At 77.1% G+C, this 18,797-nt stretch carries 17 protein-coding genes; 5 read left to right on the forward strand and 12 right to left on the reverse strand.

Annotated elements, in window-relative coordinates; genetic code table 11:
• Positions 1–135: 135 nt before the first annotated feature.
• Positions 136–909: a hypothetical protein gene (locus tag ACGF15_RS14265; protein ID WP_392798918.1), complete on the reverse strand. Its 774-nt coding sequence runs from the start codon at positions 907–909 to the stop codon at positions 136–138.
• Positions 910–1,096: 187 nt separating this feature from the next.
• Here ACGF15_RS14265 and ACGF15_RS14270 point away from each other — a divergent pair, with 187 nt between their 5' ends.
• The 4 genes from ACGF15_RS14270 (at position 1,097) to ACGF15_RS14285 (ending at position 7,534) form a co-directional block, all read left to right on the forward strand.
• A complete protein-coding gene (locus ACGF15_RS14270; RefSeq protein WP_392798921.1) occupies positions 1,097–2,296 on the forward strand; it encodes an MFS transporter in 1,200 nt (399 codons plus the stop codon).
• Positions 2,293–3,366: a sugar ABC transporter permease gene (locus ACGF15_RS14275; protein WP_392798924.1), complete on the forward strand. Its 1,074-nt coding sequence runs from the start codon at positions 2,293–2,295 to the stop codon at positions 3,364–3,366. Before ACGF15_RS14270 ends, ACGF15_RS14275 begins: the two co-directional genes overlap by 4 nt.
• A 668-nt stretch (positions 3,367–4,034) precedes the next feature.
• Positions 4,035–5,846 carry a CoA transferase gene (locus tag ACGF15_RS14280; RefSeq protein ID WP_345615028.1) on the forward strand — a complete coding sequence of 604 codons (1,812 nt, stop codon included), beginning with the start codon at positions 4,035–4,037 and terminating at the stop codon, positions 5,844–5,846.
• The gene (locus ACGF15_RS14285; RefSeq protein WP_362608246.1) at positions 5,843–7,534 is read left to right on the forward strand and encodes a class I adenylate-forming enzyme family protein; all 1,692 of its coding nucleotides are present in this window, start codon (positions 5,843–5,845) and stop codon (positions 7,532–7,534) included. Before ACGF15_RS14280 ends, ACGF15_RS14285 begins: the two co-directional genes overlap by 4 nt.
• A gap of 60 nt (positions 7,535–7,594) precedes the next feature.
• Here ACGF15_RS14285 and ACGF15_RS14290 read toward each other — a convergent pair whose 3' ends face one another.
• The 9 genes from ACGF15_RS14290 to ACGF15_RS14330 all read right to left on the reverse strand — a co-directional run bounded on the left by ACGF15_RS14290 (position 7,595) and on the right by ACGF15_RS14330 (position 14,652).
• Positions 7,595–9,043 (reverse strand): PepSY-associated TM helix domain-containing protein, encoded by a 1,449-nt coding sequence (locus ACGF15_RS14290; RefSeq protein ID WP_392798928.1) that lies wholly within the window; start codon positions 9,041–9,043, stop codon positions 7,595–7,597.
• A 94-nt stretch (positions 9,044–9,137) separates the two neighbouring features.
• A complete protein-coding gene (locus ACGF15_RS14295) occupies positions 9,138–9,773 on the reverse strand; it encodes a hypothetical protein (RefSeq protein WP_392798931.1) in 636 nt (211 codons plus the stop codon).
• A 255-nt stretch (positions 9,774–10,028) separates the two neighbouring features.
• Positions 10,029–10,871 carry a metal ABC transporter solute-binding protein, Zn/Mn family gene (locus ACGF15_RS14300; RefSeq protein WP_392798934.1) on the reverse strand — a complete coding sequence of 281 codons (843 nt, stop codon included), beginning with the start codon at positions 10,869–10,871 and terminating at the stop codon, positions 10,029–10,031.
• Positions 10,829–11,698 carry a metal ABC transporter permease gene (locus ACGF15_RS14305; protein ID WP_345615023.1) on the reverse strand — a complete coding sequence of 290 codons (870 nt, stop codon included), beginning with the start codon at positions 11,696–11,698 and terminating at the stop codon, positions 10,829–10,831. The genes ACGF15_RS14300 and ACGF15_RS14305 overlap by 43 nt, the downstream gene beginning before the upstream one ends.
• Positions 11,695–12,330: an ABC transporter ATP-binding protein gene (locus tag ACGF15_RS14310; RefSeq protein WP_345615022.1), complete on the reverse strand. Its 636-nt coding sequence runs from the start codon at positions 12,328–12,330 to the stop codon at positions 11,695–11,697. Before ACGF15_RS14310 ends, ACGF15_RS14305 begins: the two co-directional genes overlap by 4 nt.
• A 168-nt stretch (positions 12,331–12,498) precedes the next feature.
• Positions 12,499–12,939, reverse strand: coding sequence for a PRC-barrel domain-containing protein (locus ACGF15_RS14315; RefSeq protein WP_345615021.1), 441 nt, complete (start codon positions 12,937–12,939; stop codon positions 12,499–12,501).
• Positions 12,940–12,942: 3 nt separating this feature from the next.
• Entirely contained in the window at positions 12,943–13,521 is a 579-nt protein-coding gene (locus ACGF15_RS14320) for a PRC-barrel domain-containing protein (RefSeq protein WP_345615020.1), read from the reverse strand.
• Positions 13,518–13,661: a hypothetical protein gene (locus ACGF15_RS14325; protein WP_345615019.1), complete on the reverse strand. Its 144-nt coding sequence runs from the start codon at positions 13,659–13,661 to the stop codon at positions 13,518–13,520. Before ACGF15_RS14325 ends, ACGF15_RS14320 begins: the two co-directional genes overlap by 4 nt.
• Before the next feature lie 109 nt (positions 13,662–13,770).
• A complete protein-coding gene (locus tag ACGF15_RS14330; protein WP_392798940.1) occupies positions 13,771–14,652 on the reverse strand; it encodes a universal stress protein in 882 nt (293 codons plus the stop codon).
• Between the two features lie 219 nt (positions 14,653–14,871).
• Here ACGF15_RS14330 and ACGF15_RS14335 point away from each other — a divergent pair, with 219 nt between their 5' ends.
• Entirely contained in the window at positions 14,872–16,194 is a 1,323-nt protein-coding gene (locus ACGF15_RS14335; RefSeq protein ID WP_345615017.1) for a GAF domain-containing SpoIIE family protein phosphatase, read from the forward strand.
• A gap of 152 nt (positions 16,195–16,346) precedes the next feature.
• On the opposite strand, the gene ACGF15_RS14340 is transcribed toward ACGF15_RS14335, so the two are convergent.
• Entirely contained in the window at positions 16,347–17,918 is a 1,572-nt protein-coding gene (locus ACGF15_RS14340; protein ID WP_362608238.1) for an alkaline phosphatase D family protein, read from the reverse strand.
• A complete protein-coding gene (locus tag ACGF15_RS14345) occupies positions 17,915–18,487 on the reverse strand; it encodes a phosphoesterase (protein WP_362608236.1) in 573 nt (190 codons plus the stop codon). The genes ACGF15_RS14340 and ACGF15_RS14345 overlap by 4 nt, the downstream gene beginning before the upstream one ends.
• Positions 18,488–18,797: the final 310 nt, after the last annotated feature.

Raw genomic sequence — 18,797 nt, forward strand, 5'->3', positions numbered from 1 at the left:
GCCGTGTGGTCCTCACGGGTGAAGGTGCCGGTCCCGCCCAGCGGGACCGGTGACGGGGGCGGCCCGGCCGGAGGGCGGGGCCGATGCCCGAGGAGCGGCGGACGGGTCGTCAGCGTGCTCTCGGGGAACCTGCTGTCACAGGACAGCGGGCTCCACGGGCGGACCCCGTGAGGTGAGGGAGTGGGCGAGGAGGCGTCCGCGCAGGACGCGTGCGCCCGTGCCGGGGCGCGGCCGGACCCCGGACCGGTGCGGCGTCCGCACGGGCAGGCCGAGCAGGACCCGCAGCGGGGCCCACACCCAGTGCGCGAGGGCGCGCAGCAGCCGGAAGACGCCCCGCTCGGTGTAGGCGAGCCAGAGCCCCGCGAGGACGGCCGCCAGCAGATGGGCGGCGAGCATCCCCGAGGCGGACATCCCGGCCATCTCGTGCCCCGCGCCCGCCCATGCCGACCCCGCGCCGTGCACCGTGTGCCCGGCGTGCGGGTCCGCCACCGGCGCACCGGGCGGCGGCCGGGACACCATCGCCCCGAGCCCCGCCCCGTCGACGATCCGCATCGCCTCCCGCAGCGGCATCGACCCGGCCGGACCGGAGCCGCACATCAGGAAGTCGGCCCACTCGCGGGCGAACGAACCGCCCGCCGGCGCGGGCGGCCGCCCGGCCGCCTGGACCAGGGAGAAGGCCGTGTGCAGGGCGGCCTGGACGGCCACGGCCGCCCCGGTCACCGTGGGCAGCCCCCGCTCCCGGCCCGCCAGGCACCAGGCCGCGCCGACCGTCCCCGCGAACGCGGACAGCAGCGCCCACCCGGGCAGGTCGGTGCCCGACATCAGCACATGGCCGACGGCCGCGAGCACCACGCAGACGGCCGCGAACATCGCGGCCCGGGCTGCTCGGGACAGACGGCCTGGGGTCATGGCGGGGCCCATCCTCGCACTCCCGCGAAGCGCCTCGGGACACCGGTGCCCGGGCGCACGGACCCCTGCCGATGTGGCGCACGGCACACCGGCGGGGTGGAACCCGGCGGCGCCTCCGGCCGACTGACTCCCCGAGTGCACCCACCCTTTCAGCAACTCGGCGACGCCGGAAACGGAGACGACGACCGTGGCGCCACCCGGGACCGCAGCGTCCGCCCCGACCGCCGACCGGGGGGACCGACGGCTCGTCGTCCTGCTCACCGGCGCGATGGCCTTCTCCATGCTCCAGCTCTTCCTGCTGGGGGCGCTCGGCCCCCGCCTGGTGGCCGACCTGGGGGTGTCGCCGACGGTCCTCGGGCTGACGACGACCGTCGGCTTCGGCACCGCGGCACTGCTGTCCCCGATCGGGGGCCGGATCGTGGACCTGACGGGGCCCCGGCGCTCCCTGGTGCTGCTGCTCACGGCCTCGGCCGCGGCCCTCGCCGCGATCGGGGCGGCGCCCGGCGCGACCGTGCTGCTCTGCGCGGTGGCCCTGGGCGGGCTGCCGCAGGCGCTGGCCAACCCCGCCACCAACAAGGCCGTGCTCGCGGCCGTGGCCCCCGAACGGCGCGGCGCGGTGACCGGGTTGAAGCAGTCGGGCGTGCAACTGGGCGCCTTCGCGGCGGGCCTGCCGCTCGCCGCGCTCGCGGCGGGCCTGGGCTGGCGCGCCGCCGTCTGGACCGCCGCGGCGGCCGCGCTGCTCGCCGCGGGCTGGGCCCACCGGGTGCTGCCCGCCGACCCGGTGCGCCCGGCGGCCCCGGCGCCCGCACTCCGCGCGCCGCGCGGCATGACGGCGTGGCTCTGCGCCTACTCGCTCCTCCTCGGCGCGGGCATCGCCTCCGTCAACACCTATCTGGCGCTGTACGGGGTGCGCGAACTCGGTCTCGGAAGCACCGTCGCCGCGGCCCTGGTGGCCGTCCTCGGTCTCACCGGGATCGCGGGCCGGGTCTGCTGGTCACGGGCCGCCCGGCCGGGGCGGGCGGAGCGGTTGCCCGCCCTGCTCGCGGGCGGGGCGCTGCTGGCCGCCGCCCTGCTGGCGACCGCGCAGTGGGCCGTACCGCTGGTGTGGGCGGGAGCGGTCGCCGTGGGCGTGTTCGCCGTCTCGGCGAACGCCGTGTCCATGGTGCTGGTGATGCAGCGGGCGACACCGGGCCGGGCAGGGCAGGACTCCGCCCTGGTCGCCGCGGGGTTCTTCGGGGGCTTCGCGGTGGGTCCCGCGGTGTTCGCGCCGTTCGCCGAGAGCGGTCACTACGGCGCCGGCTGGCTGCTGGTCGGCGCCGAGTTCGCCCTGGCCGCGGTGGTCGGGTACACCTGGGCCCGCCGCGACGCACGCGGGGAGCCCGCGTGAGCGCGGGGGACTGGGCGGACCAGGCGCTGGCCGGAGTGATGGAGCGGGTACGCACCACTCAGGACCAGGTCGGCGACCGCTTCCCGCTGTACGCGGGCCCCGAGGACGGGGTCTGGCGGACGACCGGACGCGGTTCCTGGACGGGAGGCTTCTGGGCGGGCCTGCTGTGGCTGCGGGCCCGCCGCACCGGGGCCCCCGCGGACCGGAAGGCGGCGGCCGACCGCACGGCCCGCCTCGCCCCCTGGGCCGAGGCGGACACCGCCGCACGCGGACTGATCCTGTGGTACCCGACGGCCCTCGCCGGGGACGACCCGGCGGCCGCCGCGCTCCGGGAGCGCGCGGCACGGGCCGCCCTGCGGGACCGCGACCGCGGACTCGGCATCGTGCCCTGGGGGGACGCCTTCGGCGGCCCCCGGCTGCGCGCCCGCGCGGACGGCGTCCCCGGCATGGTCCCGCTGCTTGCCGCCGCCGACCCCGCCGCCGCCGCGGGCCACCTCCACCGCCATCTCGACCTGTGCCTCGCCGGAGGCGGGGAGCCCCGGCCCGCCTGGCGCTTCGACGAGGCCCGGACGCGGTGGCTTCCCTGCGAGGACCCGCGGCCCGGCTGGAGCCGCGGCCGGGCCTGGCTGCTGCTGGCCGTCGCCGACGCCCTGCTCCGCCCCGAGGTCGCCGCCCAGGAGCCGGGCCGCCTCACGGCGGCGGCCCGCCACCTGCTCGCGCTCGACGGCGTGCTCGCCGGGCCGCTCGTCCCGCCGGACGGCGTGGACGCCCCCCGCGGCCCGCTGGACACCTCCGCCGCCGCCATCACCGCGGTGGCCCTCCTCAAGCTCGCCCGGCTGCCCGAGGACTGGTCGCGCGCCTGCGCGTACCGGGGAGTGGCGATCCTGAGCAGGCTGGCCGAGGGGCACCTGACACAGGGCGGGGACGGCCGCCCCGCGGGCATGCTGCTGGACGGCTGCTACGACGCCGCCGAGGGCCTGGCCGAGCGGCACGAGCTGATCTGGGGCGACTTCTTCCTCGCCCTCGGCCTGGCCTCGCTGAACGGCCTGGTGGACCTGACACGGGTGTAGGGCGCGCAACCGGGGTCCCGGCGGCGCCCGATCCGCCGGGCGCCCCGATCCGTCTGACGTGCCGATCCGCCGGGCGCCCCGATCCGTCTGACGTGCCGATCCGCCGGGCGCCCCGATCCGTCTGACGCCCCGGGGCGTTCGCCGCCGCCGGGGCCGCCGCCCGGCCGTGCGCGGTCCGGATCGCCGGGCGGGGGCGGCCTCGGCAGCGCCCCGGGACGGGCCGGGGCGCGGCTTCGCCGCTTCGGCCGGCGGGGCGGGAGCACGGGAGGGCGCCCGGGGGCGGGCTCCCACCGTCCTCCCCGCTCCCTCCCCGCCCTGGAGCGCGCCCGCACAGACCCGTCCGCCCCGCCCCCGCCTCTGTCCCGCACCGTCCCGCACCGTCCCGCACCGCGCAGGCGCGCAGGCCCCCGCAGGCCCACCCGGGAGCCGCCCGGTGCCCGGTATCCGCGGCCTCCCCGGGACACCGGCCGCTCCGCCCCGGAAGGCCCCGCCCCCGCCCCGCCCGGCCGGGCGGCCCCCGGAGCGCCTCCTCGCCTCCGCGGGGAACTCCCGGGAACGCGTGTCCGACTGACTGACCGTGGAGCCGCTCGGGACGCGCACGTACCCCGGCTCCCACCTTCCGTACGACCTGGGCGCCGGCCACCGCCGCGCGCCGGGAGAGGAGAGGCATGGCGTCACCAGCAACCACGGCGGCCCTGCGACCGCTCGACGCGATGGACACCACCGTCTCGGGGCCCGCGGAGATCGCCACCGTCGTCGCCGCACACCTGCACCTGCTCGGCGCCCGTCCGGCCCGCACCGCGGAGGCGGAGCCCACCCCACCGCGGGCCGGCACCGGCCGGTTCACCGTGGGCGGCGGGGACTTCGCCCCCGTGGACGCGACCGCCGCCTGGGGAGCGCCCGGCACCGGTGTCGCCGACGAGGCCACCGCACAGGCCGCCACCGGCGTCATGGCCGTCCACGGGCGCCGCGACGGTGCCCCGGCCGGCCTGGCCGCCGACTACACCGCCACCGCCACCGCGGTGCTCACCGTCCAGGGACTGCTCGCCGCCCTCCTCGGGCAGGCACGCGGAACCGGGACGCGCCGCCCGCACACGGGTGCCGACCGGGCCGGACTGCTCGCCGTCTCCCAGTACCTGGCCGCGGCCGGCGCGGACGAGGGCGAAGCGGCCGACATCGCCCCCGGCGGACCGCCGTTCACCTCCGCCGACGGGGTCCTGTTCGAGCTGGAGACCCTCGACCCGGGCGCCTGGGCCGCCTTCTGGCGGGCCCTGGACGCCCCGGCCGCCGCGGTCCGGGCCGGCTGGCGCCCCTTCCAGTTCCGCTACGCCACCGCCTGCGCACCCTTCCCGGCCGCACTCCACGAGGTCACCCGCAGACGGACGCTGGCGGTGATCCGCCGGGCCGCGGAGACCTCCGGCGCCGAGGTGTGCGTCCTGCGCACGCTGGCCGAGCGGTACGCCGAGGCGGACGGCGCGCCTCCCTGGTCCTTCCGCCCGTTCGGCGGCGAAGCGTTCGCCCGGACGCCCGGGCACCCCCTCCCGGCCGCCCCGCCCGCCGCCGGCGGGCCCCTGTCGGGCCTGACCGTGCTGGAGGCCGGACGGCGCATCCAGGCCCCCCTCGCCGCCCACCTCCTGGGCCTGCTGGGTGCCGAGGTCGTCCGCATCGAACCGCCCGGCGGGGACCCCCTGCGGGGGATGCCGCCCACCTGCTCCGGCGTCTCGGCACGCTGGCTCGCCCTCAACCGGGGCAAGCAGGCGGTGGAGATCGACATCAAGTCCGCGGCCGACCGCGGCCGGCTGCGGGACCTGGCCGCGACCGCGGACGTCTTCCTGCACAACTGGGCCCCCGGCAAGGCCGCCGAACTCGGCCTCGACGCCGAGGACCTGGCCCGCGCCAACCCCGCCCTCGTCTACGCCTACACCGGCGGCTGGGCCGACCGCATCGAGGGCGCCCCGATGGGCACCGACTTCATGGTCCAGGCCCGCACCGGCGTCGGGGAAGCCGTACGCCCCGACGGAGAGCCGCCGGCGCCCTCCCTGATGACCCTGCTCGACGTGCTCGGCGGCCTGCACGGCACGGAGGCCGTGCTGGCCGGACTGCTGCTCAGGACGCGCACCGGGCGCGGCGTCCGGGTCGACTCCTCCCTCCTGGGGGCGGCCGACACCCTCACCGCCGCCGCCCTGGCCCGGGTCGGACGCGGACAGAACCCGCGCCGTGCGGCGGGCTTCCGCCGTCCCCTGCGCACCGCGGACGGCTGGATCGCCCCCGCGGACGCCGACGCCCCCGCCGCCGCGGCCCTCGACGTCTCCGCGCTGCCCACCCCCGAGGCGCTGGCCCTGCTGGCCGGCCGCGGGCTGGCCGCCACGGCGGTCACCACCGACCTCGCCGACCTCCACCGCGACCCGCGCTTCGCGGGCTCGATCCACCGTGACGCGCACGGCGCGCCCGCCGTCACCGATCCCTGGAGCTTCGCATGACCGACGGCCCCGCCCTGAAGGACCTGCTGCCCGCCGGACTCCGCCGCTCCTGGGCGGCCGACGGCAGCTGCCCCGACCTCGACCTCTACAGCCTCTTCAGAGCCCGCCGGATCGCCGAGCCGCATGCCCCCGCCGTCCTCGACGCCAAGGGCACGCTCTGCTACACGGCCCTGGACCGCAAGGTCCGATGTCTGGCCGCCGGCCTGCGGGACCTCGGCATAGGCCCCGGCGACGTGGTCGGCGTCCAGCTCCCCAACCACCGCAACGCCGTCATCGCCGACCTGGCCCTGGCCGCCCTGGGGGCCGTCGCCCTCCCCTTCCCGGTGGGACGCGGCGTCCTGGAGGCCGAATGCCTGCTGCGACGGGCCCGGGCCGTCGCCGTGATCGCCTCCGTCCGGCACCGGGACTTCCACCACGCGGCCGACCTCCTCGCCCTCGCGCGGTCCCTGCCGGACCTGCGGCACGTCGTCGCGGTCGGCCCCGGGGCCGTGCCCGAGGGCACGACGGCCTGGTCCGCGCTGATGCGCGGTGACGCCCGGGACTTCGCCCCGGCCCGCCCCGACCCGGACGGTGCGGCCCGCATCCTCGTCTCCTCCGGCTCCGAGGCCGAGCCCAAGATGATCGCCTACTCGCACAACGCGCTCGCCGGCGGGCGCGGCAACTTCCTCGCCTCCCTCATACCCGACCGGACGCCGCCCCGCTGCCTCTTCCTGGTGCCGCTCGCCTCCGCCTTCGGCTCCAACGGCACCGCCGTCACCCTCGCCCGGCACGGTGGCACCCTGGTCCTGCTCGACGGCTTCACCCCCGAGGCGGCCCTCGCCGCGCTGCGGGAACACCGGCCGACGCACGTCCTCGGCGTGCCCACCATGGTCCGCATGATGCTTGAGCACCTGGACACCACGGGGGAGCGGGTGCCCGCGCCCACCGCCCTGGTCCTCGGCGGGGCGCCGCTCGACGAGACCACCGCCGCGGCGGCCTCGGCCGCCTTCGGCTGCCCCGTCGTCAACCTCTACGGCTCCGCCGACGGGGTGAACTGCCACACCGGCCTCGCCCACGCGGTCCCGCCGACCGACGGCACGGGGGTGGTGGCCGGCCGCCCCGACCCCCGCGTCACCGAGATCCGCATCGCCGACCCGGACAGCCACCGGGCACTGGCCGACGGCACCATCGGCGAGATCGTCTCCCGCGGCCCGATGTCCCCGCTGTGCTACGTCGGCGCCCCCGAACTCGACGCCCGCTACCGCACCCCCGACGGCTGGGTCCGCACCGGTGACCTGGGCTACCTCGACGCCGATGGGGTCCTGCACGTCGTCGGGCGGCTGAAGGACATCGTCATCCGCGGCGGTGCCAACATCAGCCCGGCCGAGGTGGAACGCGGACTCGCCTCCCATCCGCAGGTCCGGGACGTCGTCTGCGTCGGCGTCCCCGACCCCCTGATGGGCGAGCGGCTCGCGGCCTGCGTGGTGCCCCGGGGGGAGCGGGCCCCCACCCTGGAGGCGCTCGGCGGCCACCTGGCGGCCGGGGGCATGGAGCGGCGCAAGCACCCCGAACGGCTCCTGGTCGTCGCGCGGATGCCGCTGACACCGGCCGGGAAGCCCGACCGGGCGGCGCTGCGGGAGCGCCTGACCGCGGCCCCGGGCGCGCAGGGCGCGCCGGGGGACCGGCCCCCGCTGGCCCAGGCGGGCTGACGGACCCGACGCCCGGACCGGGGCCGGCCCGGCGCGCACGCACCGGGCCGGCCCCCTGCCTCATGCGCCCCGGGTCCGGCGCACCAGCCCGACGGCCGCGTCCACGGCGAGGAACGCCGCCAGGGTGACCCCCAGCACGGGCAGCGCCCAGCCGAGGGCGGCCACGGCCGGCACGCCCACGACCAGGAAGGGCAGCGGCACCCCGCGCCATGCGCCCCGGGCGGGGGCCCGCCCCGCGAGCGCGGTGCGGTCCTCGCGTACGGGACGGCGCTGCCACCACATCCGGTAGCCCCAGAGCACCACGGCGACCAGCCCGGCGGCGACCAGGGCCAGCACGATCTGGTTGGCGACCCCGAACAGCACACCCATGTGGCCCTGGACGCCGAGCCTGGTCAGCTTCGCGGGCACGGGGTGGTCAGCCCACCGCACCGTCGCCGTGACCTCGCCCTCGACCGGGTCGACGGCGACCCGGTCGTAGTGGACCGGCCACACGTTGTCGGACTGGGCCACGACCCAGGCGCTCGTGGCGTCGGCGGCCGGGGTCACCGTGACGGTGCCGCCCAGTCCGGCCTCGCGGGCCACCGCGAGCGCCGTGTCGAAGGACGCCGGGTCCACCGGCGGGGCCTCCGTCCGCGTGCCGTGCCCGCCGTGCCCGGCGTGCGCGTCCCCGGCCTCCTCCGCCGCCGGCTCGGCGCCGGGGAGCAGCGTGTCCAGCTGGGGCGCGTGGCCCCGGGTGGCGTCCAGCACCCTGCCGAAGCGCTCGCCCGCGTACTGGGACCAGGTCAGACCGGTGGCGCTGAGGAACAGCAGGCCGAGGGCGAGCCACACGCCGGTCGCCGCGTGGAGGCCGCGGGTACGGCGCACACCGCGGGCCTTGAGGTCGGGCAGCAGCACGCCGCGCGCCGACGGCGCACGCTGCCCGCGGCTGCGGCCGGTCCACAGCAGCAGGCCCCCGGCGACGACCACCCAGAGCCAGCTCGCGGCGACCTCGGAGTAGAGCCGCCCGAACTCCCCGAGGTGCAGGTTGCGGTGCAGGTCGTCCAGCCAGGTGGTGGCCGGGGTCGAGCCGAACCAGGTGGTCAGCTCGCCCTGCACCTCGGCGGTGTAGGGGTCGACGAACACGGTCCGCTGCTTCTCGCCGAGTTCGGGCACGGACAGCACCACCCGGGTGGTGTCCTCGGGGCCGGCCGGGGTGACGACGGACGCCAGGGTCCCCTCGGGGTGGGCGGCCCGTGCGGCGGCCACCTGCTCGGACAGCGGCAGGACCCGCTCGCCGACCTCCTCGACGCGCAGCCGGTCGCCGTAGAGCGCCTGGTCGAGCTGGGGGGTGAAGGTGTAGGCCAGGCCGGTCAGGGCGGCGACGAGCAGGAACGGTGCGACGAACACGCCGGCGTAGAAGTGGAGCCGGACGAGCAGGGCGCGCACGCCCTGCCGGGAGCGGCCCGCGGGGGCCGTCCCGGCGGGAGCGGGCTGCTCTCTCCGCCCGGTCGGTTCGGTGGTGGAAGACATGGGTGTGCTCCAAGGTGACGTACGGGAAACCGCACCGGGCGCCGGGGCGCCGCCGGTGCGGGAAGGGGACCCGCCGGACGGGGCGGGGTGGTGGTCAGGCGTACGTCGCCCGCGGAGGGCCGCGCCGAGGGTGGACGCGGGAGTGGAGGACTCCGTGCGGGGCCGCCGCGGCCGGGCCGGGGCCCGGCCCGGGCCGTCCGGGCGGCACCGGCACGGCGGGTGCCGCGGGGATGCGCAGCAGCGGGCGGAGCAGCAGTCCGGCCAGCCGGCCCAGGACGCGCTCGCCGTGGATCAGGCAGACCGCCGCGCAGAGCGCCGCGAGCGTGTGGGCCAGCGTCATCCCGGGGTCCACGGCGTGCCCTGAGGTCCCCGCCGGGGCCGCGTCCGCGCCGTGGGACGGCATGCCGTGGTGCCCGTGCCCCGGGTGGGCCCCGCCCGCGCCGGGTTGCGCGGCCGGGGCGCCGTGGCCGCCGGTCATGGCGTGGAAGACCAGGTGGAGCACGCTCTGGACGGCGCCGAGGAACAGCGCCGTCGCGGCGAAGCGGTGGCGGCGGAGCCCGCCGAGCGCTGTGCACACCAGTGCCAGCACGGCGAAGACGCCCGCCAGGCCGACGGCGCCGGGCAGCCGGCCGCCCGCGGCCACATGGCCGACCGCTCCCGGCAGCAGGCACGCCGAGGCACCCAGCAGACCCGTCCGGGTCCGCCTCGGCCAGTTCCCGGGTCCGTGCACGGCCAGAAAATAACCCCGCCGCCCGGGGACGCCGGGCCGGGCCCCCGGAGGCCGCCGGGGCGCTTCCCGGCCGACACCCCGTCAGCCTGCCCACCGCGCGGGATGCTTGGCGGGGAGGTGCGGCCTCGGGGGTGCAGCGCTGCCGGCGGCCGGTGACGCGACTCACAGGGCGCAGAAGACGGGCGGAAGCCGCGTACGGGGGCAGTCGACGCACAACGCCCCCGCACGCGGCCGCCGGGTCCACCCGGCGGAGGGTCAGGACCCGCCCATGGCCTTCTTGATCCCGGCCGCCGCGTCGCGGTAGACCGCCAGCAGATCGAGGTCCTCGCCGGGGTAGTTGACGATCTTCACCTGTTCGGCACCGGAGTCGGGCAGCACGGTCCCGGTGGACATGTGGGCGTTGTCCAGGACCAGTGCGGGCTTCTTCGCCGACAGCTCCGCCAGCTGCGCCGGGGTCACCGGCTCCGGCCCGTACGTCCCGGCCGGGGACACCCCGGCCAGCTTCGCCGCCCACACGGTGAAGAGCTGGGTGACCACCACCGGGCTCCGGTCGCCGGGCCACGCGGCCCGGACGTCCTTGTTGAGCTTCCCGTACTCGGTGTCGAACGTCTTCTTCCACCGCGTCGCCGCGTCCGCCGTGCCGAACAGCGCGGCCAGCTTGTCCACCTCGGCCTTGACCTTGTCCGGGTCGTTGTCGAGGTTCACCTCCACCAGCTTCGCCGAGGAGCCCGCCGACTCCTTGATCTTCTCGGCGTACGGCTCGAACGGGGCGTAGAGGACGAAGTCGGCCTGGGCGACGGCGGTCAGGTCGGAGGGCTTGGGGTCGTAGTCGGGGGCGTGGTGCACCGACTGGGGGACGATGACCGTCACGTCCTCGGCACCCGCCGCCTTGGCGAACGCCCCCTCCCAGGTGGTGGTGACGACGACCGCGGGCTTCTCCTTGCCCTCGGAGGCGGCCTCGGAGGCGGTCGCCCCCGCCGCGGGCGCCGAGGCGCCGGAGGGGGAGGCGGTGTCGCCGCCGCCGCAGCCGGTGACGAGGGCCAGGCCGACCGCGCTCAGTGCGAGGAGGGAAGGGATGCGGACGCTGGTGCGCGCCATGGGCTGGTTCTCCGTTCGGATACGAGATGCACGGCGAGGACGACCGCCCCCGCCATCAGGACCAGGACCGGGCCTGGGGGCCAGTCCAGCCACAGGGCCAGCAGGAACCCGCTCAGGTTCACCACGACCCCGATACCGATCGCCCAGAGGGTGATCGACTTCAGTGAGCTGCCCAGGCGGCGTGCCGCCAGGGCGGGCAGCAGGGTCAGGGCGTCGACGAGCAGCGCCCCGGTCAGCTTGATCGCTCCCGCCACGGCCACCGCGACCAGTACCAGCAGCGCCGCCGTCAGCGCCCGCACCGGTACCCCGGAGCACTGGGCCAGCTCCCGGTCGTACAGCAGCAGTCCGATGTCCCGGCGCCGCCACCAGAACAGCGCCGGGACGACGACGGCGAGGGCGCCGAGCACCACGAGGTCGGGGGAGCCCACCGACAGGATCGAGCCCCACAGCAGGGCGAAGGCGCCGGAGGCGTTGACCCCGGAGACGGCCAGGAGCAGCAGCGCCGCGGCGATGGCCAGGCTCATCAGCAGCCCCATGGCGCCGGACAGGCCGTCCGGGGTGCGGGCCAGCGGCGCCACGCCCGCCCCGGCCAGGGCGCAGGCCACCAGCGCGCACAGCATGGGGTCGAGCCCGGTCAGCAGCCCGACGGCGATGCCCAGCAGGGCGACGTGCATCATCGCGAACCGGACCGGCATGATGTCCAGCCCCACGATGATCACCCCGATGACCGGCAGGCCGACCGCCGCCAGCAGCAGGGCGAGCCCGGCCCGCTGCACCGGCACCAGCTGGAGCAGCGCACCGACGTCGGCCGTCGCGAGGGCGTTCACCGGACCTCCCGCAGCCGCCCTGCGGCCATCTCCAGCACCCGGTCGCACCGTTCGGCGAGGGCCCGGTCGTGGGTGACCACGACCAGGGTCACCGGCAGGGAGGCCAGTACGTCCGCCGCCTCCGCCTGCCCCTCGAAGTCCAGGGCGGCGGTCGGCTCGTCCGCGAGCAGCACCTCGGCCCCCGCGGCGACGCAGCCGATCGCCCGGGCCAGGTACATCCGCTGGAGCTGCCCGCCGGAGAGCGTGTGCAGGGGCCGGCCGACGAGCGTGCCGACCCCGAGGCGTTCCGCCGCCTCGGCGGCCTCCGCCGGGGCGTGGCTGCTGTCCAGCAGTTCGGCGCCGAGCAGCGGGAACCGTCCGGCGGCCGGCTTCTGCGGAATCCAGGCGCAACTGCGGCGCCGCCAGGCCCACTCGGCGGCCGTGCGCGTGCCGCGGCCCCCGACGAGGATGGAGCCCCCCGCCTGGCGGTGCAGCCCGAGCACGGCGCGCAGCAGGGTGGTCTTGCCCGACCCGTTGGTCCCCGTCAGGGCCACGCGGTCGCCGGCGGCGACCTCCAGGTCCACCCCCGAGACGGCCTCCACCCGGCCGTGCCGGCATGTGACCCCGCGCATGCGCACGTCCAACCCGCCCATCCCACACCCTTCACCGCAGCACGACGCGGGGGCGGTTCACCCCCGGACACCGCAGTAGTCGGGAGGAAGGGTCCCCTGGTTCCGGAGCCGGGGAACATCGCGCCCCACCGCGCGCCCCCGCCCTGCCTGGTGCCCACCCGCTGTCGGACGCGGGGCGGCGCCTCGGCGTCAGGAGTCGCCGACGACCACCGCGTAGCCGCCCACCCCGACCAGGTCGTCGCCGGAGAACTGCTCCTCCGCGGTCAGCAGCCGGCTCACCCGCCCCGTCTGCTCGTCGAACTCGATGTCGAGCACGGTGCCCCGGGCCACGCCCGCCTCGGTGAGCACCGGCTTGCCGATCGGGTCGTGGTCGGGATGGGTCTGCTGCCCGGCCTCGATCTCCTTCTCCCTGTGGAGGCGGGAGGCGTCCCGCACGGTCACCGCGTCCGGGCCGAACGACTCCACGTCCTTCCAGGCGAGCATGTGGCGGCCGCCCCGGCCGCGGGTCTTCAGCCGCAGTCCGGAGATGCGGGCGGGGGACGGTGCGAGGGTGCACGCCGTGACGGTCCCGAGCGTCGCCGCACTGGACAGTTCGACGACGTCCTCGCCCTGGGCCCGGGTGAACAGCATCGCTCAGTCCTCCTGCTCCCCCTGCGCGTCCTGCTCCAGGCGCCGGCGCAGCCCCTCGGCCGCGGTGCCGAAGCTCTCCAGGGTGCCGGCGCTGTGCTCGGCGGTCTCGTCGGGCACCAGCACCCGCTCACTGGAGACGGTGACGGGCCCGGCCACGGGCACCAGCACGCTGCCGTGCTCGGGGCTCTCCAGCTCGTAGCCGGCGACGACCGGGGTCGTGCCCGTCTCGATGATCGCGTCCGTGATCGTCCCCAGCCGGGTGCCGCTGCGGGTCGTCATGGCGACACCCAGCACGTTCCCGCCGCCGGGCCCCTCCACCGCGCTCTGCGCGGTGGTGTCGTCGTCCTCCAGGGCGTTCGCGGTGCGGACCATCACGGCGTCGGGCCCGAGCCGGTGGACGTTCCTCCACAGCAGCTCCCGGTGCAGCGGGCCCGACAGCAGGCCGCGGCCGGTGAGGGTGAAGCCCCGGATCCGGCCCTGCGCGGCGTCGAAGAGGATGTCCTTGACCTGGGCCACGTCCTCGCCGCCCAGGGTGACCACCGGCTTCTTGATGATCTCGCTCGCCCGCAGATAGGTGGTCACGACCCGGCCCTCTTCCTGCGGGGCCGCCGCCCCTGCGCGATCACCCCGCCGGACCGCCGCCGTGCCTGGAGGGCCACGAGCGCCGCGGCGGCCGCGGCGAGCACGGCGACCACGATGACGAGCCAGATCCACCAGTCCATCTCCGAGCCCCTTCGTCGAGGCGGCACCGCTGTACTCCTTCAAGCATCGTCCCGGGACCGGCGGCTGTCGACCGCCGGCGGCGCCCCCGGGGGGCACGGGGCGGTACGGCTAGCGCTCCGCCGGCACCACGGCGACGGTGCACTCCGCCGCGTGCAGCACCTCCCCGCTCACCGAACCGAGGAGCAGCCGCTTCAGCCCGGTCCGCCCGTGCGTCCCGACCACGAGCAGCTCGGCACGGCGCGCGGCGTCGACCAGGACGCGGGCGGGGTGCCCGTGCTCGGCGCGCACCCGCACCTCCAGGTCCGGGTACGCGGCCCGGAAGGGGGCGACCACCTCCTCCAGCGGGTCCTGCTCCGCGTCGACGGCCGTCTCGTGGCCGACGCGCAGCGGCCCGGCGGGGCCGGTGGCGAGCAGGCTCGGCGCCGTGGAGGCGTGGAGCACGTCGAGCGCGGCCCCGCGGATCGCCGCCGCGTGGAGGGCGAAGTCCAGCACGGCCGGCCTGACATCGTGCACGTCCACGCCCACCACCACGCGGTTGTCCCGCTCCGCCCGGCCGCCGGGCCGGGCCACCACCACCGGGCAGGCGGCGTGCGTGGCCACCTGGAGGCTCACCGACCCCAGCGGCAGGCGGGCGAACCCTCCGGTGCCGCGGTGCCCCAGCACGATCAGCGCGGCCTCCTCCGACCGGTCCACCAGCGCGGCCGTGGGGGAGCCGGTCACCAGCTCCACCGCCACGCTCAGCTGCGGGAACTCCCGCATCACCGTGGCGGCGAACGGTGCCGTCACCCGTTCCGCCCGGTTCACGTACGTCTCGTCCGCGGCCCCCTCCCCGGAGGAGCCCGACGGCAGCGGCCACTCGACCGCGTGCAGGATCCGCAGGCCGGTGCCCCGGCGCTCCGCCTCCTCGGCCGCGAGGCGTACGACCCTGTGCTGCCCCTCGGCGTCGACCACGCCGACCACGACCGTGCCCGCCACCCGGTCATCCGCCACGGGGCACCTCCCTCGTCTCGCCGCCCGGACGGGGCCCACCGGACACGCCCGGTGCCCGCCCACGTCCTCCCTTCATGACACGGGACCCGCTGCCCGTCGGCAACAGCTGATCCCCGCCGGCCCCGCAGGCATCGGTCCCGCAGGCATCGGTCCAGCAGGCATCGGTCCCGCGCGGCCCGGTCCCGCGCGAGGACCGGGGAATCGTGCTAGTCAGGGGCTATGGCGACAGAGGGGCCGGAATCGTTCGCACGACTCCGGGCACGGGTGGACGGCGAGCTCGAGGAGATCTCCGTCAGGCTCCGGTCCCTCGCACGGGCCCAGGACCACTTCCACGGCCTGCTGGGCGCCTTCCACGCGCTGACCGGCGAGCTGGAGCTGCCCGTCCTGCTGCAGACGCTCCTGAGGACGGCCCAGGATCTGGTGGGGGCCCGCTACGGTGCCATCGGGGTGCTGGACGCCTCGGGGGACGCCCTGTCGGACTTCATCCCCGTCGGCCTGGACGAGGACGAGCGCCGGGCCCTCGCGCACGTCGAGCTCCCCCGGGGCCGGGGACTGCTCGGCCACCTCATCCGCGACCCGGAGCCGCTGCGCGTGGACGCCATCTCCGAGCACCCCGAGTCCGTGGGGTTCCCGTCCGGCCATCCGGACATGACCCGCCTGCTGGGGGTGTCGATCCGCGGGCGCCACGGCGTCTACGGCAACCTCTACCTCGCCGACCGCACCGACGGGCTGGCCTTCGACGAGCACGACGAGGCCGTCCTGACCGCCCTCGCGAGCGCCGCGGCCGTCGCCATCGACAACGCACGGCTGTTCCAGTCGGTGCGGGAGGGGGCCGAGCGGTTCCAGCGCCTGCTGGTGCCCCGCCTGCCGGACCTCAGCCCCTACGAGGCGCACGCCCTCTACCGCCCGGCAGGCAGCCTGGGGCACCACGTCGGCGGGGACTGGTACGACGCGATGCGGCTCCCCGACGGGTCCTGCGCCATGATGATCGGCGACGTCGTGGGGCACGACCTCCACGCCGCCGCGGCCATGGCCCAGACCCGGAACATGCTGCGGGCCCTGCTGTACGAGCTGCGCGGCCCGCCCAGCTCCGCGCTGTGGCGCATGGACCGCATCCAGCAGGCGATCACCGACCTCCCGGTGGCCACCGCGTGCCTGGTCCGCATCCACCGCGCGGGCGAGGGCCGCTACCGCATGCACTGGACCTCGGCCGGCCACCTGCCGCCCCTGGTGGTCGACCCGGGCGGCTCCGCCCGGGTGCTGAGCGGCGAGCCCGGACTGCCGATCGGCGTCGACCCCGGGCACCCCCGCCCGGACCACGGCCTGGACCTCGCACCCGGCAGCACGGTCGTCCTCTACACCGACGGGCTCGTCGAGAGCCGGGGCGAGGCACTGGACACGGGGATGACGGCGCTGGAGCGCGCCGCGGCCCCGCTCGCCCGGGCCCCGCTGGGCCGCTTCTGCGACGCCCTCGCGGACCTGCGCCCCGCGCCGGGGGGCGACGACACCGCGATCCTCGCCCTCCGCGTCCCGCCCGGGTAGCGGCGGCCCCGGCGCACTGCGCCGGGGCCGCGGCGTCAGATGCCCGAAGGGGCGTCGACGGCCGTGCTCCGGCCGGCCGTCGACGCGCCAGCCATCGGCCTGACGGGCCATCACCCGGAGCGTCGCTCCCGGCGGGCCGCCGGGGCGGCGGCTCAGTCGCGCCGGTACTGGGCCGGGGAGTTCCTCGTCGCCGGGTCCTCGTAGGAACCCGCCCGGCCCCGGTCCACGTGGAAGGTGGTCAGCGTGGTGACCGGTGAGGCGGGGTCGCGGCGGTCGGCGACGACCCGCATACGGGCGCTGAAGCGCTCCGGGGTGACGTGGTAGACGTCGTAGCCGTACCGGTTGCCCTCGAAGTACTTCAGGTGCGGATTGGCCGCACCCATGACGGGCCCGTTGTGCGCGTTCCAGTCGGCCGAGTAGGCACCCGAGGTCACCGAGTGGGCGGTGAACTCCGTCCCGATCACCGGTGACGAGGGGTCGTCGAAGTCCGGCCGGATGTCGTCGACGAAGGCCGAGTGCCAGTCGCCGGTGACCACGACGAGGTCCTCCATACCGGACCGGTGCACATGCCCGAGGACCTCCGTGCGCTCGGCGAGGAAGCCGTCCCACTGGTCGGTGAACATGTACGGGCCGCCGGGGCGCCCGCGCAACTGGCTGAGCATGATGGAGTTGGCCCACACGTGCCAGGAGTCCGGGGCCCGGTCGACGGTGCGCTTCAGCCACGCCTTCTGGGCGGCTCCGAGGATCGTCCCGTCGGGCAGGTTCTGCGCCGAGCGGTGCGAGCGAAGGTCGAGCACGGTCAGTTCCAGCAGGTCGCCCCAGCGGCGCACCCGGTGGATCTCCGGGTCCGGGAGGGCGAGGGCGGCTCCGCCGGCGTCGCGGTGCGGCATGTTCTCGTACCACGCCTGGTACGCGGCGGCCCGCCGCCGGACGAAGGGCGCGGCCCCGGCCGTTCCCGAGTAGTCGTTCACGACCTCGTGGTCGTCCCAGGTCAGGAACCACGGGTGTGCCGCGTGCGCCTCGCGCAGGGAGCGGTCGCCCTTGTAGAGCGCGTGGCGCCGCCGGTAGTCGGCGACGGTGAAGGCCGCGGGCCCCTCGTGGTCGCGGACGTGGTCGGCGGGGACGCCGCCCACCTGCCCGTGCTCGTAGATGTAGTCGCCGAGGTGGACGACGAAGTCGACGTCCTCGCGCGCGATGCCCCGGTGGGCGGCGTAGAAGCCGTCGTGGAAGGCCTGGCAGTTGGCGGCCGCGAACCGGACGGAGGAGACGCGGCCGACCGGCGCGGTCCTGGTCCGGCCGACCCTGCTGCGCCTGCCCAGCGCGCGGAAGGCGTACCAGTAACGGGTTCCCGGGCGTAGCCCGGAGACCGGGACATGGACGCTGTGGCCGAGGGTCGCGGAGGCCGTGGTGGTCCCGCGGGCCACGATCCGGCGCAGTCCCCGGTCGGCCGCCACCGTCCAGTCCACCTCGACGACCTCGGGCAGCTGCTGCTCCGCCGCCAGCGGCTCGGGGGCGAGCCGGGTCCACAGCAGCACGCTCCCGGGACGGGGGTCGCCGGAGGCCACCCCGAGGGTGAACGGGGCCGGGTCGTAGTCCGCCCCGAGCGCCTCGGCGGCCTGAAGGGCCCGGGCGGGCGACAGGCCGGCGGCCAGGGGCCAGACGGCTCCCAGGGCACCGGCGGCACCGGCCGCCTTCAGCAGTCCGCGTCGGTCGAGCCGGGTCATGCGTGTCCTCCGGTGGCCAGGGTGAGCGAGAGGGCGTCGGCGTAGCCGTCGTTGGACGTTCCGCCCGCGCGGGTCAGGACCAGCAGCACCCGCGCGCTGCGGGCCCCCGGCGGCACGGCGGCGGTCGCCGCGCACTCCACGAGCGCGGTCCGCGAGGAGCGTTCGGCGGCCGTCACGGGGCCGAGCACGGACAGCGCGACCGGGGTGCCGCGCGCGTCCCGGAACTCCACGGACAGGCGGGCGCCGTCCTCCTGGCCGGCGTAGCCGCCGAGCCATCCGGCCAGCGTGTACCGCACCAGGCCGGCGTCGACGGCGCGGCGTCCGGTGCGGCCGCGCTCGGGCAGGGCGATGTCCTGGACCAGCACGGTCCGGGGGCTGCTGCCGCCGGAGAAGAAGCGGCTGCCGCGCGCCGCCGGGCCGGGGTCGCCGGGCCCGGGGTAGCCGCCCCCGAGCGCGTACGGGACGAGCGCGGGCGCCCCGTCCCGCACCTCCCAGCCGGCCACCTCGGCGACGGGCTCGGCGGAGCCTCCGGGGCCGCTCTCGGCGTCGCCGTTGACTACGAGATTCACACGGTGCTCCTCGATCGGGGGTGAGGGGGAACCATGTGCGCATCCCAGCAGCCGGGGGTGAACCCCGGGCGTCGGCCACGGGAACCGGGAGCGCCGCCGGGCCCGGGCGCCGGTGCGCGGTGCGGTCGTGCGGTCCGCGCCACCGGGGAGGCCCGGCGCCGACCGCGGCCGGTCGGGCCGGAACCGGGGGAGGGGCCCGTGTGCCCTGCCCACCCGGTCCGAGGGGCCCGTGTGTTCCGCCTACCCGGTCCGAGGGGCCCGTGTGTTCCGCCCACCCGGTCCGAGGGGGGCGGGCAGGGTGGCGGGACGG

It is taken from the genome of Streptomyces sp. NPDC048001, assembly GCF_043203115.1.
Lineage (GTDB): Bacteria > Actinomycetota > Actinomycetes > Streptomycetales > Streptomycetaceae > Streptomyces > Streptomyces sanyensis.

Coding starts and splice junctions, on each gene's coding strand:
- ACGF15_RS14265 (WP_392798918.1), bottom strand. CDS start 909: ATGACCCCAGGCCGTCTGTCCCGAGCAGCCCGGGCCGCGATGTTCGCG.
- ACGF15_RS14280 (WP_345615028.1), top strand. CDS start 4,035: ATGGCGTCACCAGCAACCACGGCGGCCCTGCGACCGCTCGACGCGATG.
- ACGF15_RS14285 (WP_362608246.1), top strand. CDS start 5,843: ATGACCGACGGCCCCGCCCTGAAGGACCTGCTGCCCGCCGGACTCCGC.
- ACGF15_RS14290 (WP_392798928.1), bottom strand. CDS start 9,043: ATGTCTTCCACCACCGAACCGACCGGGCGGAGAGAGCAGCCCGCTCCC.
- ACGF15_RS14300 (WP_392798934.1), bottom strand. CDS start 10,871: ATGGCGCGCACCAGCGTCCGCATCCCTTCCCTCCTCGCACTGAGCGCG.
- ACGF15_RS14310 (WP_345615022.1), bottom strand. CDS start 12,330: ATGGGCGGGTTGGACGTGCGCATGCGCGGGGTCACATGCCGGCACGGC.
- ACGF15_RS14315 (WP_345615021.1), bottom strand. CDS start 12,939: ATGCTGTTCACCCGGGCCCAGGGCGAGGACGTCGTCGAACTGTCCAGT.
- ACGF15_RS14325 (WP_345615019.1), bottom strand. CDS start 13,661: ATGGACTGGTGGATCTGGCTCGTCATCGTGGTCGCCGTGCTCGCCGCG.
- ACGF15_RS14335 (WP_345615017.1), top strand. CDS start 14,872: ATGGCGACAGAGGGGCCGGAATCGTTCGCACGACTCCGGGCACGGGTG.
- ACGF15_RS14340 (WP_362608238.1), bottom strand. CDS start 17,918: ATGACCCGGCTCGACCGACGCGGACTGCTGAAGGCGGCCGGTGCCGCC.